This window comes from Streptomyces sp. NBC_01335, assembly GCF_035953295.1.
In the GTDB taxonomy this organism is placed as follows: Bacteria; Actinomycetota; Actinomycetes; order Streptomycetales; family Streptomycetaceae; genus Streptomyces.
Genome location: NZ_CP108370.1, coordinates 5,151,665 through 5,169,670 on the forward strand (window position 1 = coordinate 5,151,665; position 18,006 = coordinate 5,169,670).

15 protein-coding genes are annotated in these 18,006 nt (G+C 72.4%); 5 read left to right on the top strand and 10 right to left on the bottom strand.

The features are described from left to right. Window positions 1–167: 167 nt before the first annotated feature. The 5 genes from OG599_RS22250 to OG599_RS22270 all read right to left on the bottom strand — a co-directional run bounded on the left by OG599_RS22250 (window position 168) and on the right by OG599_RS22270 (window position 8,645). A complete protein-coding gene (locus OG599_RS22250; protein WP_327177736.1) occupies window positions 168–2,093 on the bottom strand; it encodes an ATP-binding SpoIIE family protein phosphatase in 1,926 nt (641 codons plus the stop codon). A gap of 497 nt (window positions 2,094–2,590) precedes the next feature. Then, window positions 2,591–3,277, bottom strand: coding sequence for a cytidylyl-2-hydroxypropylphosphonate hydrolase (gene fomD, locus OG599_RS22255; RefSeq protein WP_327177737.1), 687 nt, complete (start codon window positions 3,275–3,277; stop codon window positions 2,591–2,593). 110 nt (window positions 3,278–3,387) lie between these two features. Next, the gene (locus OG599_RS22260) at window positions 3,388–4,791 is read right to left on the bottom strand and encodes a class II fumarate hydratase (RefSeq protein WP_327177738.1); all 1,404 of its coding nucleotides are present in this window, start codon (window positions 4,789–4,791) and stop codon (window positions 3,388–3,390) included. A gap of 207 nt (window positions 4,792–4,998) precedes the next feature. Beyond that, window positions 4,999–6,303 carry a M18 family aminopeptidase gene (locus OG599_RS22265; RefSeq protein WP_327177739.1) on the bottom strand — a complete coding sequence of 435 codons (1,305 nt, stop codon included), beginning with the start codon at window positions 6,301–6,303 and terminating at the stop codon, window positions 4,999–5,001. A gap of 674 nt (window positions 6,304–6,977) precedes the next feature. After that, window positions 6,978–8,645, bottom strand: coding sequence for a fumarate hydratase (locus OG599_RS22270; RefSeq protein WP_327177740.1), 1,668 nt, complete (start codon window positions 8,643–8,645; stop codon window positions 6,978–6,980). A gap of 312 nt (window positions 8,646–8,957) precedes the next feature. Here OG599_RS22270 and OG599_RS22275 point away from each other — a divergent pair, with 312 nt between their 5' ends. Further along, window positions 8,958–9,653, top strand: a complete 696-nt coding sequence (locus OG599_RS22275) for a DUF1707 SHOCT-like domain-containing protein (RefSeq protein ID WP_327177741.1) — start codon at window positions 8,958–8,960, stop codon at window positions 9,651–9,653. A 222-nt stretch (window positions 9,654–9,875) separates the two neighbouring features. After that, window positions 9,876–10,250 carry a WhiB family transcriptional regulator gene (locus OG599_RS22280; RefSeq protein ID WP_327177742.1) on the top strand — a complete coding sequence of 125 codons (375 nt, stop codon included), beginning with the start codon at window positions 9,876–9,878 and terminating at the stop codon, window positions 10,248–10,250. A gap of 85 nt (window positions 10,251–10,335) precedes the next feature. Here OG599_RS22280 and glpX read toward each other — a convergent pair whose 3' ends face one another. Then, a complete protein-coding gene (gene glpX, locus OG599_RS22285; RefSeq protein ID WP_327177743.1) occupies window positions 10,336–11,367 on the bottom strand; it encodes a class II fructose-bisphosphatase in 1,032 nt (343 codons plus the stop codon). 156 nt (window positions 11,368–11,523) lie between these two features. Between glpX and OG599_RS22290 the strand changes: the two genes are divergently transcribed. Beyond that, window positions 11,524–12,042, top strand: a complete 519-nt coding sequence (locus OG599_RS22290; RefSeq protein ID WP_327177744.1) for a DUF4245 domain-containing protein — start codon at window positions 11,524–11,526, stop codon at window positions 12,040–12,042. A 96-nt stretch (window positions 12,043–12,138) separates the two neighbouring features. Here OG599_RS22290 and OG599_RS22295 read toward each other — a convergent pair whose 3' ends face one another. The 4 genes from OG599_RS22295 to OG599_RS22310 all read right to left on the bottom strand — a co-directional run bounded on the left by OG599_RS22295 (window position 12,139) and on the right by OG599_RS22310 (window position 15,991). Beyond that, a complete protein-coding gene (locus OG599_RS22295) occupies window positions 12,139–12,729 on the bottom strand; it encodes a malonic semialdehyde reductase (protein WP_327177745.1) in 591 nt (196 codons plus the stop codon). Between the two features lie 180 nt (window positions 12,730–12,909). Further along, entirely contained in the window at window positions 12,910–13,152 is a 243-nt protein-coding gene (locus OG599_RS22300) for an exodeoxyribonuclease VII small subunit (protein ID WP_327177746.1), read from the bottom strand. 70 nt (window positions 13,153–13,222) lie between these two features. Beyond that, window positions 13,223–14,434, bottom strand: coding sequence for an exodeoxyribonuclease VII large subunit (gene xseA, locus OG599_RS22305; RefSeq protein ID WP_327177747.1), 1,212 nt, complete (start codon window positions 14,432–14,434; stop codon window positions 13,223–13,225). Between the two features lie 144 nt (window positions 14,435–14,578). Next, window positions 14,579–15,991 (bottom strand): APC family permease, encoded by a 1,413-nt coding sequence (locus OG599_RS22310; protein WP_327177748.1) that lies wholly within the window; start codon window positions 15,989–15,991, stop codon window positions 14,579–14,581. Window positions 15,992–16,112: 121 nt separating this feature from the next. Here OG599_RS22310 and OG599_RS22315 point away from each other — a divergent pair, with 121 nt between their 5' ends. Together OG599_RS22315 and ppgK are read left to right on the top strand one after the other, a co-directional pair. After that, entirely contained in the window at window positions 16,113–17,102 is a 990-nt protein-coding gene (locus tag OG599_RS22315) for a 4-hydroxy-3-methylbut-2-enyl diphosphate reductase (protein WP_327177749.1), read from the top strand. Window positions 17,103–17,254: 152 nt separating this feature from the next. Next, the gene (gene ppgK / locus OG599_RS22320; RefSeq protein ID WP_327177750.1) at window positions 17,255–17,998 is read left to right on the top strand and encodes a polyphosphate--glucose phosphotransferase; all 744 of its coding nucleotides are present in this window, start codon (window positions 17,255–17,257) and stop codon (window positions 17,996–17,998) included. Window positions 17,999–18,006 lie beyond the last annotated feature (8 nt).

The window sequence follows — 18,006 nt, forward strand, 5'->3', positions numbered from 1 at the left end:
AGCGTCCTCCCGTCGGGGTGGGGGGTGGGGCAGGAGGTGCCCGGCGTTGATCCACCGGACACCCACCAGGCCGCTCTGACGTTCGGGACCGAGTCAACTCTCCGGCCCCGGGGTCGGCAACACGTGCGCCGGCCCCCGACAGGGCCTACCACCCTCGTACGCCCCTTCTACTGTCCCCGGGTCGCCATCTCGAACCAGACCACCTTGCCCGAGGAGAGCCGCGTCGCCCCCCATCGCCGGGCCAGCCGGTTCACCAGGAACAGGCCGCGCCCGTTCTCGTCCGTCTCCCGGGCCCGGCGCTGCCGGGGCAGCTGCGGCGAGTCGTCGCCGACCTCGCAGCGCAGGATGTCGGTCCGCAGCAGCCGCAGCGTCACCGGCCGCTCGGCGTACCGCACGGCATTGGTGACCACCTCGCTGACCAGCAGCTCCACCTCGTCCGAGAGGTCGGCGTCCATGTCCCAGCGCTCCATCGCCCCCCGGGCCAGCCGGCGGGCCCGGCCCGGCGCCGAGTCCTCCGGGTCCAGGGACCAGTACGCCACGTCGTTCGGCGCGATCCCGTCGAAGCGGGCCGCCAGCAGCGCGATGTCGTCGTCCCGGTCGCCCGGCCCGAGCATGTCGAGCACGTCGTCGCAGAGCGCCTCCAGCGGCGGCGAGTGGTCCGGACCGGTCAGCCGCGCGGTCGCGGCCAGCCGCTCCCGCAGCTGCTCGATGCCGGTCCACACGTCCCGCACCCGCGACTCCACCAGGCCGTCCGTGTACAGCAGCAGCGTGCCGCCGGCGGGCGCCTCCAGCTCCACCGCCTCGAAGTCGACCCCGCCCACCCCGATCGGGGCGTTGGGCGGCACGTCGAGCACCTCCGCCCGCCCGCCGAGGTGCAGCAGCACCGGCGGCGGATGGCCGGCGTTGGCGACCGTGATGCGGTGCGCCACCGGGTCGTACACCGCGTACAGGCAGGTCGCCATGCGGTTCTCGCCGAGCCGCTGCGCCTGCTCGTCCAGGTGGTGCAGGACCTCCTGGGGCGGCAGGTCGAGACCGGCGAGCGTCTGCGCGGTGGTGCGCAGCTGCCCCATGATCGCGGCCGAGGTCATCGAGTGGCCCATGACGTCGCCCACGACCAGCGCGACCCGGCTGCCCGGCAGCGGGATCGCGTCGTACCAGTCGCCGCCGACCCGGGCGGTCTCGGCCGCCGGGAGGTAGCGGGAGGCGAGCCGCACCCCGGTGGGCTGCGGCAGCGAGTCCGGCAGCATGGTGCGCTGGAGCTCGTCCGCGATGTACGCCTCACGGCCGTAGAGGACAGCCTTGTCGATGCCGAGCGCGGTGTGCGTCGCCAGCTGCGCCGCGACCAGCAGGTCGTTCGCCTCGAAGGGGGCGCGCTCGGTGGTGCGCAGGAAGACGGCCGAGCCGATGACCCGCCGCCGGCCGCGCAGCGGGGCCAGGATCGCGCGGTGACCGGTGGGCGCGGGCCGCCCGGAGCCGAGCAGCTCGGGCAGGGCCGACCGGGCCGCCGCGTTGTCGCCGAAGACCGGGCGCACCCCGCGCAGCACCTCGCCGAGCGCGCCACCGTTACGGACCTCGCAGAGGTCCGCGACGGGCAGCAGATCGGTCCCCGGGTCGATCACCGGCGGTCTGAGCCGTTCGGGGTCGTGGAGCGCGTCCACGTCCTCCTCGGCCGTCCGCAGCCGGTCGCTGCGCCGCAGCCGCAGCACGAACGGCTCCACCGGCCGCTCGTCGCCCACCGGCAGCGGATCGCGCAGGTAGATGAGGATCTCGTCGCAGAAGGTCGGCACGCTGGCCCGGCAGAGCCCGAGCACGATCTCGTCGAGATCGATGCCCCGGGCGATCCGGCGGGTGGCCGCGCCGACGAACCGCAGCCGGTCGCCCTCGCGCCGCGACGCCGCCTGCGGGTCGGGCGCGGCGATGGCGCCGGGGACGGCGGGAGCGGTGCCGGGCGCCCTGGGGGCTCCGGCGGGTCCCGGGATGGCCGCGGGCGTCGCGGCGGCCGGCGTGGCGTCCTGCTGCCGGGGCCGGGTGCGTTCCTGCGGCCGGGCGGCGAGAGGCCGGTGGCCTTCGTGGGAGGTGGGGTGCTCCGTCACGCGTGGGGTTCCGTCCGTCCGGGCCGGTTGTATGAGGCAGTCACCTCGTGGGGCGACACTCTGCCCCGGTGAGAGCGGTGGGAACAACGGCGCTCACCCGTGACCACCGCGCGCGGGGCCGAAACCTTGCGCACACATGACCGAGCGTTGACAACGTTTTCGGTGTCCGAGGTGTCCGAGGTGCCTGAGGTGTCCGCGGTGTCGGCGGAGGCCGCGGTCCCGGGGCCGGGTGCGGTCCCGGCCGTGCGGACCGCGCCGGCCGCGAGGGCGGCCGTGCCGGGGTGTCCACCCGCTCGTGCGAGCACCACGCCTCCACCCCCTCGTAGTGGCTTCCGCGACCGTGCGGTCCGTCCGGGCTGCGGCCCGTGCGGGTGGTACGGCGTGTGCGGTGTCGCCTGTGACATGCGGTCAGGTCCGGTGGCCGGTACGCGGGTTGTCGCGCACGGGCCCTCGGGAGGCTGATCCTACGGGCGCCCCCCACGGGTGATTCAAGAGTCTCACGACGGCGTACGCGCGCGGGTGCGGTCCCAGTCATCCGGCAGCGCCGGGACGGGCCAGGCCGGATCGGGCCGCCAGTGCTCCCAGCCGTCCCGGAACGGGGACCCCCACGCCTCGATCACCGAGACCGCCGCACGCCCCGCCCTGCGCACCCGCTCGGCCGTGCCGGGGTCCACCAGGCCGACCCGCTGAGCCTGCGCGAACTCGTCCTCGTCGAGCCACTTCCAGCTCCGGTCGGGGTTCACCGAGATGTCGAGGAAGTGATCCTCGGAATCGACCCCAGAACTCCAACGAGTGAGTGGTTCTTCGAAGTTGACGTACCAGTTCCGGAAGACCCAGCCCCGGTCCCAGAAGAGCCAGACCGACCAGGGCTCACCCGGCCGCGCGAGCTTCAGTACGCCCATGCCCCACCAGGTGTACCGGTCCGTGGTGCGCGGCACGGTGTAGCGGGTGGCCAGGGGTTCCGCGTGCACCTCGGTGCCGTTGGCGAGCACCGGCCGTACGCACTCGGTGCCCGGCGCCATCCACACCGCGAGGAGGTCCTCGGTGTCCTGCACGACCGTGACCGGACGGCAGATGCGCAGCGGCGGAGCGTGCGTGGCCCCGAACTCGCTGCCCTTGTCCCGGTAGCGCCAGAGGATCTGGTCCCCGGGCGCCCAGCGTGTGTGCTCTCCCGTACCTTCCATGAACAGATCTTACGGACGCCGCCGCGCGGGCGCTGCGATACGTATCACCTCGCGGCCCGGACCCCGACGGATCGTCAGCGGAACCTGACGATCCGTCCGGGAGCGGAGGTTCACGGCCTGGTCATGCGCAGCACGTCCAGCGCCGCGTCCAGCTGTTCCACCGTCAGGTCGCCCCGCTCCACGTACCCGGAGGCCAGCACGGTCTCGCGGATCGTGGTGCCGTCGGCCAGCGACTTCTTGGCGACCTTGGCCGCCTCCTCGTACCCGAGGTACTTGTTCAGCGGGGTCACCACCGAGGGCGAGGACTCCGCGTAGGCGCGGGTCCGGGCGGTGTCGGCGGTGATGCCGTCCACCGTGCGGTCCGCCAGCAGCCGCGCGGCGTTGGCGAGCAGCCGTACGGACTCCAGCAGGTTCTTCGCGATGACCGGCATCATCACGTTCAGCTCGAAGTTCCCCGCCGCGCCCGCCACCGCGACCGTGGCGTCGTTCCCCATCACCTGCGCCGCGACCATCAGCACCGCCTCGGGGATCACCGGGTTCACCTTGCCCGGCATGATCGAGGACCCCGGCTGGAGGTCGGGCAGCGCGATCTCGGCCAGCCCGGTGCGCGGCCCGGAGGCCATCCACCGCAGGTCGTTGGAGATCTTGGTCAGCGAGACCGCGACCGTACGCAACTGGCCCGAGACCTCCACGAGCCCGTCCCGCGCCCCCTGCGCCTCGAAGTGGTTGCGGGCCTCCGTCAGCGGCAGCCCCGTCGTGCCGGCGATCTCCGCGATCACCGCGGCGGAGAAGCCGGGTGGGGTGTTGATCCCGGTGCCGACCGCCGTACCGCCCAGCGGGAGTTCGGCGAGCCGGGGCAGGGAGGCGCGCAGGCGCTCGACGCCGTAGGAGATCTGCGCCGCGTACCCACCGAACTCCTGTCCAAGGGTGACGGGCGTCGCGTCCATGAGGTGGGTACGCCCCGACTTGACGACCTCCGCGAACTGGCGCGCCTTGCGCTCCAGCGACGCGGCCAGGTGCTCCAGGGCCGGGACGAGGTCGCCGGTGACGGCGGCGGTGGCGGCGATGTGGATCGAGGACGGGAAGACGTCGTTCGAGGACTGCGAGGCGTTGACGTGGTCGTTGGGGTGCACGTCACGGCCGAGCCGCTCGGAGGCGAGGGTGGCGATCACCTCGTTGGTGTTCATGTTGGACGAGGTCCCCGAGCCGGTCTGGAACACGTCGACCGGGAAGTGGTCGTCCCACCGGCCCTCCGCCACCTCGGCGGCGGCCCCCCGGATCGCCTCGGCGACCTCCGGATCGAGCACCCCCAGACCGGCGTTGACCTTGGCCGCCGCCGCCTTGATCCGGGCCAGCGCCTCGATGTGGGCGCGTTCGAGGCGTTGGCCGGAGACGGGGAAGTTCTCCACCGCCCGCTGGGTCTGCGCGCGCCACTTGGCGTCCGCCGGGACCCTCACCTCACCCATCGAGTCGTGCTCGACACGGAATTCCGCCGGGTCCTGTGCATCGGTCATGTTGTTCGAACCTCCTGTGCCGTTGAGCGCGCGCCGTCGCGGGGCTATTCCCCCGGGTGGTGTCCGGCGGACCACGGCCCAGGTCGCGTCCCCGATCCGCCGGACACCACCCGGCCCGCCCCGGGCCACCCTCTCCCGCACCCGTACCCCGCGCGCACGCGGCACGCGGGGTACGGGGCTGACGGGCGGGCCGGCGCCTGCGACCGCTCAGGCGGCCGTCAGCACGGCGGACAGCGCCGCCGCCAGATACGCCGGGTCCTCGGCCCCGCACAGCTCGCGCGCCGAGTGCATGGAGAGCCCGGGGACCCCGACGTCGAGCGTGGTCACCCCGAGCCGGGCGGCGGTCAGCGGGCCGATCGACGTACCGCAGGGCATCGCGTTGTTGGCGGCGAAGGACTGCCACGGCACCCCGGCCCGGTCGCACGCCTCGCGGAAGAGCGCGACCCCCGTGCTGTCGGTGGCGTACCGCTGGTTGGTGTTGACCTTCACCGTCGGGCCGCCGTTCGGCAGCGGGTGGTGGCCGGGGTCGTGGCGCTCCTGGTAGTTGGGGTGCACGGCGTGGGTCATGTCGGCCGAGACGCAGAAGGAGCCGGCCAGTGCCCGCGCCCAGTCCTCCGCGCTGCCGCCGCGCGCCGCCACCGCGCGCGACAGCACCCGCTCCAGCAGCGGGCTCTGCGCCCCGGTCTGCGAGGCGCTGCCGACCTCCTCGTGGTCGAAGGCGGCCAGCACCGGGATGTACCGGGGCTGCTCGCCGGCGCCGGCGGCGTCCGCCAGCGCGGTGACGCCCGCGTGCACGGAGACCAGGTTGTCGAGGCGGGGCGCGACCACGAACTCCCGCTCCACGCCCAGGTATCCCGGCGGCTGGACGTCGTGCAGCATCAGGTCCCAGCCCAGCACGTCCGCCGGGTCCGCGCCGGCCGCCGCCGCGACCCGGCGCAGCAGCGCGCCCTCCTCGGGCGCGCCGAGCGACCACACCGGGGCGAGGTGGCGCTGCGGGTCGAGCAGTGCCCCCTCGTTGACCCTCCGGTCGAGGTGGATGGCGAGCTGCGGGACGCGCAGCAGCGGCTCGTCGATGCGCACCAGCAGCTCGCGCGGGGCGCCGGGGGTGCCGCCGCGCAGGGTGAGCCGGCCGCTGATGCCCAGGTCGCGGTCGAGCCAGGTGTTCAGCGGCACCCCGCCGTAGATCTCGACACCGATCTGGCGCCAGCCCGCGGTCCCCGTGTCGGGGTTCGGTTTCACCCGCAGGTTCGGCGAGTCGGTGTGACAGCCGACGATCCGCAGGGGGGTGTGCACGGGCGCGTCCTTGGGGACGTACCAGGCGATCAGCGCGCCCGCGCGGGCGACGTAACAGCCTCCGGTCGTACCGCTCCAGTCGTCCGTACCGCGCAACTCGCGGAATCCCGCCTTCTCCAGGCGCGTCACGGCGCTCGCCACCGCGTGGTAGGGGGAGGGGCTGGCGGCGATGAAGGCCAGCAGGTCGTCGGTGTGGCTTCGGTGGGGGGCCGGCGTCATGCGTCGTCCGCCTTTCCGGTGGTGTGCGACCGCGAGGGTGGGGCACGGGGGTTGTCGGCGATCTCCCCGCCGCTCGCGGCACGGGGGCGAGTTGGGCGCGCACGGCTCGTGCGGGCGGTGGGGGGCCCGGCGGATCAGGGCCGGACACGCTCAACCCACCGCAGACGCCGGGCGCCGCGCAAGCCCGCCCCCGGGCGCGCTGCGGGAAAGGGGCGGTGGTCCGGGCGCCGGGCGGCCCCCCGGCCGCAGGGGTCGCGGCGGCACCGGGGAACGGGGGGCACCTGCCCGCACCACCGGGCGCCGGGCCGAATTCGCTGTCCGCGCGCGCCGGATGTGCTCCACGGAGATCGCGCCGCCGGGTACGGACCGCCGCCCGCGCACCGCCGGTCCGCCGCCCCGGGAAGAGCGGCCGTCACCTGGCGTCATTGCGCGAAATTGGCTTGATTTCGCCGGTGCGCTCGCGGGGCGCTCATCGGCGGCTCCAGACCGGCGGCTTCAGGAAAGCGCGCGGGGCGCCCCGGCCGGATGTCACCGGCCGGAACGCCCCTGGGAAGGCCCTCGGGATGCCCTCCTGCGTACGGATCGGGCTGTACGGGTCGGGCTCCGCGGGCCCGTACGGGTCGGGCCCGTACGGGTCGGGCCCGTACGTGATCGGGCTCCGCGGCCCGTCCGGGTCAGGCGAGGCCGGGGCCGCGCACCGGGATGCTGGTGAAGGTCGGCGCCGGGGCGGGCTCGGTGAAGAAGTCGTTGCCCTTGTCGTCCACCACGACGAACGCGGGGAAGTCCTCGACCTCGATCCGCCAGACCGCCTCCATGCCGAGCTCCTCGTACTCGACGACCTCGACCTTCTTGATGCAGTCCTGCGCCAGCCGGGCCGCCGGGCCGCCGATCGAGCCCAGGTAGAACCCGCCGTGCGAACCGCAGGCGTCGGTGACCTGCTTGCTCCGGTTGCCCTTCGCCAGCATCACCTTGGAGCCGCCCGCCGCCTGGAACTGCTCGACGTAGCTGTCCATCCGGCCGGCCGTCGTCGGGCCGAACGACCCGGACGCGTATCCCTCGGGCGTCTTCGCCGGGCCCGCGTAGTAGACCGGGTGGTCCTTGAGGTACTGCGGCATCTCCTCGCCCGCGTCCAGCCGCTCCTTGATCTTGGCGTGCGCGATGTCGCGCGCCACGACCAGCGGGCCGGTCAGCGAGAGACGGGTCTTGACCGGGTACTTGGTCAGCTCGGCGAGGATCTCGTCCATCGGCCGGTTGAGGTCGATCCGCACCACGTCACCGGACTCGTCGAGGTGCTCGTCGGTGGTGTCCGGCAGGAAGCGCGCCGGGTCCGTCTCCAGCTGCTCCAGGAAGACGCCCTCGGCGGTGATCTTCGCGGTCGCCTGGCGGTCGGCGGAGCAGGAGACGGCGATGGCCACCGGCAGCGAGGCGCCGTGCCGGGGGAGGCGGACCACGCGTACGTCGTGGCAGAAGTACTTGCCGCCGAACTGCGCGCCGATCCCGATCTTCTGCGTCAGCTCGAAGACCTTCTCCTCCAGCTCCTTGTCCCGGAAGCCGTGCCCGGTGGGGGAGCCCTCGCCGGGCAGCTCGTCGAGGTAGTGCGCGGAGGCGTACTTGGCGGTCTTCAGCGCGAACTCCGCCGACGTACCGCCGACCACGATCGCCAGGTGGTACGGCGGGCAGGCCGCGGTGCCCAGCGAACGGATCTTCTCCTCCAGGAACTTCATCATGGAGGCCTCGTTCAGGACGGCCTTCGTCTCCTGGTAGAGGAACGACTTGTTCGCCGAGCCGCCGCCCTTCGCCATGAAGAGGAACTTGTACGCGCCGCCGTCGGTGGCGTACAGCTCGATCTGCGCGGGCAGGTTGGAGCCGGTGTTCTTCTCCTCCCACATGGTGAGCGGAGCCATCTGCGAGTACCGCAGATTGAGCTTGGTGTACGCGTCGAAGATGCCGTGCGACAGCGCCTCCTCGTCACCGCCCTCGGTCAGCACGTTCTGACCGCGCTTGCCCATGACGATGGCCGTGCCGGTGTCCTGGCACATGGGCAGCACGCCGGCGGCGGCGATGTTCGCGTTCTTCAGCAGGTCCAGCGCCACGAACTTGTCGTTCGAGGACGCCTCCGGGTCGTCGATGATCCGCCGCAGCTGGGCGAGGTGGGTGGGGCGCAGGTAGTGGGAGATGTCGTGCATCGCCTCGGCGGCCAGCGTGCGCAGCGCCTCGGGCGCCACCTTGAGGAACGTACGGCCGTCGGCCTCGAAGGTCGAAACGCCTTCGGAGGTCACCAGCCGGTACGGCGTGGTGTCCTCTCCCACGGGGAGCAGATCGGAGTACGCAAACTCTGGCATTTCGGCCATTCCTTACTCGGCGACAGCGGCTGACCTCCCTTGGGCAGCGCACCCACCAGGGTAGAGCTCGGGAGGGAGGCCGGGTCTGTGAGGTAAGGCTCACCCGGGCGGGGCCGGGGAGTGGGGCGGGGGAGTGGGGAGCCCGGCCGCCCGGCACGGCACCTCGCGGCGTTGTCGGACCGCCCGAGTACATCCAGTACGCGGGCGGTCCTCCGCCTTGCGATGCGCCGCGCCGGACACCGCCCGCCGATCCGACGCGAATTGCCGGACGCGGCCTAGTCGCGATCTATCGCGTTTGGGTACGCTGGGCCGGTGGACCTCGAAAAGCAGCCTCAGCAGTCCCCGCGGCCGACGGCCACGGCCGCCGCCCCGTCCTCCGGGCCCTCCGGCTTCCGCGCGTCCGACGCCGACCGCGACCGGATCGCGGACATCCTGCGGGAAGCGGTGGCCGAAGGCCGGCTGACCGCCGAGGAGCACGCGGAGCGGGTCGAACTCGTCTACCGCGCCAAGACCGTCGGCGAGCTGGAGCCCCTGGTGAGCGATCTTCCCGCCGCCGGGAGCCCCGCGCCCGGGCGGGCGACGACGGGCCCGTTCGCGTACGAGGCGGGCGCCGCCTCCGCCGACGCGGAGAAGCTCGTCGCGGTCTTCAGCAGCGCCACGCGCAGGGGCCGTTGGCGGGTCGGCGGGCGCACCCACGCGTTCGCGCTCTTCGGCACGGTGGAGATCGATCTGACCGAAGCGCTGTTCGGGCAACGGCTCACGGTCATCAACGCGACGTCGATTTTCGGCAATGTCGAAGTCAAGGTTCCGGAGAACATCACTCTGCGCGGCAGCGGCACCGGGATCTTCGCCAACTTCGAGGTGGAGAACACCGAGTCCGCCGATCCGGAGGCGCCGGTCGTCGTCGTCAACGGCTACTCCGTCTTCGGGAACGTCGAGGCCAAGCCCAAGCGGGGCAAGCTGATCGAGAACCTCCAGCGCCAGCTGCGCAAGCACCTCGGCCACTGAACGACCGGCCGCCGCACACCCGCCGACGGGTGCGCCGCGGGGCCCGGGCGGGGGCGCAGCGACGGCGCGGGACGGGAGTGAGAGGCGCTATTCGGCCAGGGTGTGGGCCGAGCCCTCTTGCACGCCTCGTTCGGCGGTGCCACTCAGCGCATAGCTGTGCGTACAGCGGGTAAAGAATCCTGCATCGTCTCTCGCTCGCGAAGCCGTCGTCAGGAGTAGACCGTGCTGCAACTGCCTCATCAGCCCCTGCAGGTCGCCGCTGTGCCCGCTCAGCGAGCTCCCGCACGGGAAGACCAGGCGGGCCCCTGGCATTCCGAGGCGGTGTGCCGCCGGGACGAAGCCGGGCTTTTCTTCGCGCCGTCGAAGGAGCCGACAGCCGCCCGGCTGTCCCGTGAGGACGCCGCGAAGCGGGTCTGCGCCCGCTGCCCCGTCATGGTGGAGTGTCAGGAACATGCCCTGATGCAGCCGGAGCCGTACGGGGTCTGGGGCGGTCTCACCGCCGCCGAGCGTCGGGTGGTCCTGGCCCGCAGGCGTCGGCGTGACGTGGAGCTCAAGGCGGCCGCGGCCGCCAAGGGGTCGATCGCCGCCGCTGGTTGACCCGCGGACAGACGCGAAGGGGGCCACCCGCCCGGTGGCCCCCTTCGCGTTCCGTCGGCGCGGTGCGCTCGTCCGGATCGCGGGTCTACTGCGCCCGGTCGAAGTCGATCGCGCTGTACGCGCGCAGCTTCGACAGCCGGTGCGTGGACGAGATGGTGCGGATCGTGCCCGACTTGGACCGCATCACGATCGATTCGGTGGTGGCTGTCTCCGCCCGGTAGCGGACTCCGCGCATCAGCTCGCCGTCGGTGATCCCGGTCGCCACGAAGAACACGTTGTCGCCGCGGACCAGGTCGTCCGTCGACAGCACCCGGTCCAGGTCGTGCCCGGCGTCCAGGGCCTTCTGCCGCTCGGCCTCGTCCTTCGGCCACAGCTTGCCCTGGATGACACCGCCCAGGCACTTTATGGCGCAGGCCGAGATGATGCCCTCGGGCGTGCCGCCGATGCCCATGAGCAGGTCGATGCCGGTGCCCTCGCGGGCGGCCATGATCGAACCGGCCACGTCGCCGTCCGAGATGAACTTGATCCGGGCCCCGGTGTCCCGGATCTCCTTCACGATGCCCTCGTGGCGCGGGCGGTCGAGCACGACGACGGTGACGTCCTCCGGCGAGGAGCGCTTCGCCTTCGCGACCCGCCGGATGTTGACCGCGACGGGCGCGTCGATGTCGACGAAGTCGGCGGCCTCGGGCCCGGTCACCAGCTTGTCCATGTAGAAGACGGCCGACGGGTCGAACATCGCCCCCCGGTCGGCGGCGGCCAGCACCGCGATGGCGTTGGACATGCCCTTGGCGTTGAGCGTGGTGCCGTCGATCGGGTCCACGGCGATGTCGACCTCGGCGCCGGTGCCGTCGCCGACCCGTTCGCCGTTGAAGAGCATCGGGGCCTCGTCCTTCTCTCCTTCGCCGATGACGACCACGCCGTTCATGGAGACCGTGGAGACGAGGGTCCGCATGGCCCTCACCGCGGCCCCGTCGGCGCCGATCTTGTCGCCGCGCCCGACCCACCGGCCGGCGGCCATGGCGGCGGCCTCGGTGACCCGGACCAGTTCGAGGGCGAGGTTGCGGTCGGGGGCCTCCGGAGAGACTTCCAGCTGGGACGGCAGATGGTGCTCGGGCATCGGAGCACGCCTTTCTGTACGACGACGACCGGAAATGAGCGTGCTTCGACTCTATCGGTAGGCCGATAAAATGAGCAGAGCGCCCCACGGATGAGCGCGAGAGCTCGGGTCGGGGTCCCGGGCGGTCCCGCGCGGGCCGCATGCCACCATGTATCCGTGGCAAGCAAGCGAGGCAAGCAGACAATCCGGGACATGTTCCTGTCGTTGGTGTTGATCGTCGCCGCGGCCGGCGTCATCTACGTCTTCGTTCCGCACGACGACAAGGCCGACCCGGTCAAGGCCGTCGACTACCGCGTCGAACTCGCGACCGCGCGCCGCGCGGCCCCGTACCCGGTGGCCGCCCCGTCCGGGCTCCCCGGCGGCTGGAAGGCGACCTCCGTCTCGTACGACGGCGCCGACGGCAGCAGTTGGCACCTGGGCTTCATCGACCCCGACGGCCGGTACGTCGCGGTGGAGCAGTCCACGACGCCCGCGAAGAAGTACGTACCCGACGTCAGCCAGGACGCCGAGGACACCGGCCGCACCGAGACCGTGGCCGGCCAGAAGTGGCAGTACTGGAAGGGCGCGAAGTACGACGCCCTGGTGCTGAACGCCGACGGCGCCACCACGGTGGTCACCGGCTCCGCCCCCAGGAAGCAACTGGTCGCGATGGCCACCGCGCTCACCACGTCCTGAACGCCGCCCGGCTCGGCGCCGGCGCTTCCCCGAGACGTCGAGAAGCCCGGAACACCTCAGGTGTTCCGGGCTTTTCGGTGTCCGAGACCGGACCGGTCAGACGGTGGTGACGACCTCGTCGTACGACAGGCGCGGCAGGCGCGGGAACCAGGCGTCCTCGCCCGGCTTGCCGATGTTGACGACCATGAGCAGCTTGTGGTCGGCGTCCAGGAACTCCTTCTCGATGCCCGCGGCGTCGAAGCCGGTCATCGGGCCGGCGGCCAGGCCGGCGGCGCGGACGCCGACGATGAAGTAGGCGGCCTGGAGGGCGGCGTTCAGGGCGGCCGACTGCTCGCGGACCGGGCGCTCGGAGAAGAACGCGTCCTTGGCCTGCGGGAAGTGCGGCATGAGGGCGGGGAGCTCCTCGTGGAACTCGTTGTCCGCGGCGAGGATCGCGACCAGCGGCGCGGAGGAGGTCTTCGGGCGGTTGCCCTCGGCCATGTGCTCGACGAGGCGGGCACGGCCCTCCTCGGAGCGGACCAGGACGACGCGCAGCGGCGACTGGTTGAAGGCGGTGGGGCCGTACTTGACCAGCTCGTAGATCGCCTGGATCTGCTCGTCGGTCACCGGCTCGTCGGAGAAGGTGTTGGCGGTGCGGGCCTCGGTGAAGAGGAGGGCCTGCGCGGCGGGGTCAAGGGCGAGAGACATGCGCGTTCTACCTTCTGGGCGTCCGGAATTGAGCGACGGATTCACCGTAGCCGAGGGGTAGATTAACTTTCAACTAAATCGGGCGCGGCGTGATCCACGCCATACGCCCGGTGCGGCGGGGCGATCACGTGATCCGCACGCCGACCACCGCGGCGGTCCCGAAGCCGGTCGTCGCGCCGGTCACTCCGCCGTCGCGCCGTCCTCCGGTTCGGCGAGGGCCGCGTCGAGGCGGGCGCGGGCGCCCTCCAGCCAGCGGCGGCACACCTTCGCAAGCTCCTCGCCGCGCTCCCAGAGCGCCAGCGACTCCTCCAGCGTGGTGCCGCCCGCCTCCAGCCGGCGCACGACCTCGATCAGCTCGTCGCGCGCCTGCTCGTAACCGAGCGTGCCGGTCGCACCGGCGGTGGTCGTCCCGTCGTCCGTCATGCCGCCCACTCTATGTGCGCCCACCGACAGCGGTCCCGGCCATGATCCGCCGGACACGGCCGGAGCCGGCTCACCCCTCCACCCGTACCGAGAACTCGCCCTCCGACACCCGCGCCCGCAGCACCTCGCCGGCGGCGCCGGCCTCCTCGGGGGAGCGCACCACATGGCCGTCCGCCCGCTGGAGCACCGCGTAACCGCGCTCCAGGGTCGCAGCAGGGGAGAGCGAGACCACCCGGGCCAGAGTGTGCGCGATCTCCGACTCGGCCCGGTCCAGCAGATGCCCCAGCACCCGGCGGCCGCGCCCGGTCAACGCCTCCACCTCGGCGGCCCGCTCGTCCACCAGCCGCTGCGGACGCTCCATCGACGGCCGGCCGAGCGCGTGCGCCAGCCCCCGCTCCTCGCGCTCCAGCAGCCCGCGTACGGTCCGCAGCGCCCGGTCGCGCAGCTGCTGGACCCGGTCCAGCTCCTCGCCCACGTCCGGTACGACCTTCTTCGCCGCGTCCGTGGGCGTGGACGCGCGCAGGTCCGCGACCAGGTCCAGCAGCGGGGAGTCCGGCTCGTGCCCGATCGCGGACACCACCGGCGTACGGCAGGCGGCGACGGCGCGGATCAGCGCCTCGTCCGAGAACGGCAGCAGGTCCTCCACGCTGCCGCCACCGCGCGCGACGACGATCACGTCGACCTCGGGCATCGAATCCAGCTCCTGGACCGCCTGGACCACCTGGTTGACCGCGTGGACGCCCTGCACGGCGGTGTTGCGCACCTCGAACCGGACCGCGGGCCAGCGGCGCCGCGCGTTCTCCAGCACGTCGCGCTCGGCGGCCGACGCGCGCCCGCAGACCAGCCCGATCAGCTGCGGCAGGAACGGCAGCGGCTTCTTCCGGTCCAGCGCGAAGAGCCCCTCGGAGGCGAGGGACTTCTTCAGCTGCTCCAGCCGCACCAGCAGCTCACCGATGCCGACCGGGCGTATCTCCGTCGCCCGCAGCGAGAGCTGGCCGCGCGGCGCGTACCACTCCGGCTTCGCCAGGACCACGACCCGCGCGCCCTCCGTCACCACGTCCGCGATCCGGTCGAAGACCTGCCGGAAACAGGTCACGCTCACCGAGATGTCGTGCGCCGGGTCACGCAGGGTCAGGAAGACGACCCCCGCGCCCGGCCGCCGCGAGAGCTGCGTGATCTGCCCCTCGACCCAGATCGCGCCGAGCCGGTCGATCCAGCCGCCGATGAGCCGGGACACCTCACCGACGGGCAGCGGGGCTTCCGCGGACGTGTTGAGAGCCATACGGGCGAGCGTAACCGCCACCACGGACACCGGGCCCGCTCACGCACCGCGCCCGTTCGCGTACGAGACCCGCTCACGCACCGCGCCCGTTCGGGGTACGCGTGCCCGTACAGGTCCCGCGCCCGTTCGGGTACGCGCGCCCGTTCAGGTACCGGGCCGGGTGCCGCCGCCCCGGCCCATGGTCTCCGCGTCGCCGCCGGGGCGCCGGCCGCCCTGCACCGCCACCACCACGAGCCCCACGGCGAACCAGCAGGCACCCACCACCTGCGCGCTCGTCGTCGCCTCCACGATCACCGCGACCAGCGCCGCCGCGCCCAGCACCGGCACCACCAGATGGCGCCACCAGCTCGGCTCGCCCTCCATCCGGCGGACCACGAACCAGCCGACCACCGACGCGTGCAGCAGCACGAACGCGGTCAGCGCGCCGATGTTCACCACGGACACCAGGTGGTCCAGCCCGTCGTCGCGCCGGGCCGCCCAGACCGCCGCCACCAGCGTCACCACCGCCGCACAGAGCACCGCGACCCTCGGCACCCCCGACTTCGCGTCGATCCGCGCCAGGAACGACGGCAGCCTGCGCTCCCGCGCCATCGCGAACACCAGCCGCCCGGCCGCCGCCTGCCCCGCCAGCGCCGCGAACGCCGCCCCGACCGCCTTGCTCGCCGCCACCAGGTCGTGCAGCCAGGTGCCGACCGAGGCGTCCACCGCGTCGTAGAACGCCGACCCCTGCGCCGCCGGATCGGCCGCCAGCTCCGCCGACGAGACCGGCTCCAGCAGCGCCGCCAGATACGACTGCACCACGAAGAGCGCCCCCGCCATCACCAGGCAGAACAGCACCGCCCGCGCGACCTTCGCGGACCCGCCCGTCACCTCCTCGGCGAACGAGGCGATGGCGTCGAACCCCAGATAGGAGAGGACCGCCACCGACACCGCCCCGATCACCGCCGTCGTCGAGAACCCGGAGTCACCGGTCAGCGGCGTCAGCCAGCCCCGCTGCGCACCGTCCCGCGCCAGCACCACCACCGCCGACACCACGAACACCAGCAGCACCACGATCTCCAGCGCGAGCACCGCGAAACCGACCCGCGCGGCAGCCCGCACCCCCCACAGGTTGAGCGCCGTCGTCAGCACCACCGCGATCGCCGTCCACACCCACCGCGACAACTCCGGGACCAGCGCGTTCATCGCGATACCGGAGAAGAGGTAGGCGACCGCGGGGATCAGCAGGTAGTCGAGCATCGCCATCCACCCCGCGATGAACCCGGGCACCTCGCCGAGCCCCGTGCGGGCGTACGTGAACACCGAACCGGCCTTCGGGGCGACCCGCACCATCTGCGCGTAACTGAACGCCGTGAACGCCATCACGACCGTCGCCACGACGTAGACCAGCGCCACCGCGCCGCCCGACCTCGCGTCCAGCGTGCCGAACACGCCCACCGGGGCCATCGGGGCGATGAACAGCAGCCCGTAGACCACCAGGTCCCTGAACCCGAGCGTGCGGCGAAGTCCGTGTCGCGCACTGCTGCCCGTTCCCGTTCCCGTTTCCGTTCCCGGCATCGGCCCTCCATGGTGTCCGGCCCGGCGGCGGGCCCGCCGGCGCGGGCGGGCTCGTACCCCGGTGATCACGGCCCAGTCTCCCGACCCGGCCGAGCCCGCGCCTGTTCGGTACGGCCTTACGATGGGACGCATGACTGCAACCCCTGCCCGCCGTGTCCTGCTCGCCGCTCCCCGTGGCTACTGCGCGGGCGTGGACCGTGCCGTGATCGCCGTCGAGAAGGCCCTGGAGCAGTACGGGGCCCCGGTCTACGTGCGCCACGAGATCGTGCACAACAAGTACGTCGTGCAGACCCTGGAGAAGAAGGGGGCGATCTTCGTGGAGACCACCGCGGAGGTCCCCGAGGGCTCCATCGTGATGTTCTCCGCGCACGGCGTGGCCCCGACGGTCCACGCCGAGGCCGCCGAGCGCCGGCTCGCCACGATCGACGCCACCTGCCCGCTCGTCACCAAGGTCCACAAGGAAGCCGTCCGCTTCGCCAAGGAGGACTACGACATCCTCCTGATCGGCCACGAGGGCCACGAAGAGGTCATCGGCACCAGCGGCGAGGCCCCCGACCACATCACCCTGGTCGACGGCCCCGAGGACGTCGCCAACGTCGAGGTCCGCGACGAGTCGAAGGTCGTCTGGCTCTCCCAGACCACGCTCTCGGTGGACGAGACCATGGAGACGGTCGACGCCCTCAAGAACAAGTTCCCGAACCTGCTCTCCCCGCCGAGCGACGACATCTGCTACGCCACGCAGAACCGCCAGGTCGCCGTGAAGAAGCTGGCCGAGGACGCCGAGCTGGTCATCGTCGTCGGCTCCAAGAACTCCTCCAACTCGATCCGCATGGTCGAGGTCGCCCTGGACGCCGGAGCCCCCGCCGCCCACCTGGTCGACTTCGCCTCCGAGATCGAGGAGGCCTGGCTGGAAGGCGTCACCACGGTCGGCCTGACCTCCGGCGCCTCCGTACCGGACGTCCTCGTCGACGGCGTGCTGGAGTGGCTCGCCGAGCGCGGTTACGCGGACGTGGAGACGGTCAAGACGGCCGAGGAGTCGATCACCTTCTCGCTGCCCAAGGAGCTCCGCCGCGACCTGCGCGCCGAGGCCGCAGCCCTCGCCCGGCAGTAACGCTCCGCACGGGTTCAACAGGGTGTTCTCGCACGTCCCGTCAGCTCGGGACGTGCGAGACGCCCGCTCGGGACGTGCGAGACGCCCGCTCGGGACGTGCGAGGCGCCCGCTCGGGACGTGCGAGGCGCCCGCTGCCCTTACCGTGGTGCCCATGGAGATCTTCGGCGTGGACATCGGCGGTTCAGGGATCAAGGGCGCTCCCGTGGACCTGGATCGTGGGGACTTGGCGCAGGAGCGCCACAAGGTGCTGACACCGCATCCGGCGGTACCCGACGGCGTGGCCGACTGCGTGGCCGAGGTCGTCGGCCATTTCAACTGGTCCGGACCGGTCGGCATCACCTTCCCCGGTGTGGTCACCGACGGCGTCACCCGTACCGCCGCCAATGTCGACAAGGGCTGGGTCGACCTGGACGCCCGCGCGCTCCTCTCCGAGCGGCTCGGCTGTCCCGTGACCATCCTCAACGACGCGGACGCGGCGGGCGTCGCCGAGATGACCTTCGGTGCGGGCAAGGGCCGCAAGGGCACGGTCATCACGCTCACCTTCGGCACCGGCATCGGCTCCGCCGTCTTCACCGACGGCCGGCTCGTGCCCAACACCGAGCTGGGCCACCTGGAGCTGAACGGCCACGACGCGGAGAAGCACGCGTCGACCAAGGCCAAGGAAGACAACGACCTGAACTGGGAACACTGGGCGCACCGGGTACAGAAGTACCTCGCCCACGTGGAGATGCTGTTCTCGCCCGAGCTTTTCATCATCGGCGGCGGAGTGAGCCGCAAGTCGGAGAAGTTCCTGCCGCTCATCAAGCACGTACGGGCGGAGATGGTCCCGGCCCAGCTGCAGAACAACGCCGGCATCGTCGGCGCGGCCATGGCGGCCCGCGCGGCGGGGAAGTAGCGGCCCGG

Coding starts and splice junctions, on each gene's coding strand:
- OG599_RS22310 (WP_327177748.1), bottom strand. CDS start 15,991: ATGCCGGGAACGGAAACGGGAACGGGAACGGGCAGCAGTGCGCGACAC.
- OG599_RS22295 (WP_327177745.1), bottom strand. CDS start 12,729: ATGTCTCTCGCCCTTGACCCCGCCGCGCAGGCCCTCCTCTTCACCGAG.
- OG599_RS22270 (WP_327177740.1), bottom strand. CDS start 8,645: ATGCCAGAGTTTGCGTACTCCGATCTGCTCCCCGTGGGAGAGGACACC.
- ppgK (WP_327177750.1), top strand. CDS start 17,255: ATGGAGATCTTCGGCGTGGACATCGGCGGTTCAGGGATCAAGGGCGCT.
- xseA (WP_327177747.1), bottom strand. CDS start 14,434: ATGGCTCTCAACACGTCCGCGGAAGCCCCGCTGCCCGTCGGTGAGGTG.
- glpX (WP_327177743.1), bottom strand. CDS start 11,367: ATGCCCGAGCACCATCTGCCGTCCCAGCTGGAAGTCTCTCCGGAGGCC.
- OG599_RS22315 (WP_327177749.1), top strand. CDS start 16,113: ATGGGACGCATGACTGCAACCCCTGCCCGCCGTGTCCTGCTCGCCGCT.
- OG599_RS22260 (WP_327177738.1), bottom strand. CDS start 4,791: ATGACCGATGCACAGGACCCGGCGGAATTCCGTGTCGAGCACGACTCG.
- fomD (WP_327177737.1), bottom strand. CDS start 3,277: ATGGAAGGTACGGGAGAGCACACACGCTGGGCGCCCGGGGACCAGATC.
- OG599_RS22300 (WP_327177746.1), bottom strand. CDS start 13,152: ATGACGGACGACGGGACGACCACCGCCGGTGCGACCGGCACGCTCGGT.
- OG599_RS22265 (WP_327177739.1), bottom strand. CDS start 6,303: ATGACGCCGGCCCCCCACCGAAGCCACACCGACGACCTGCTGGCCTTC.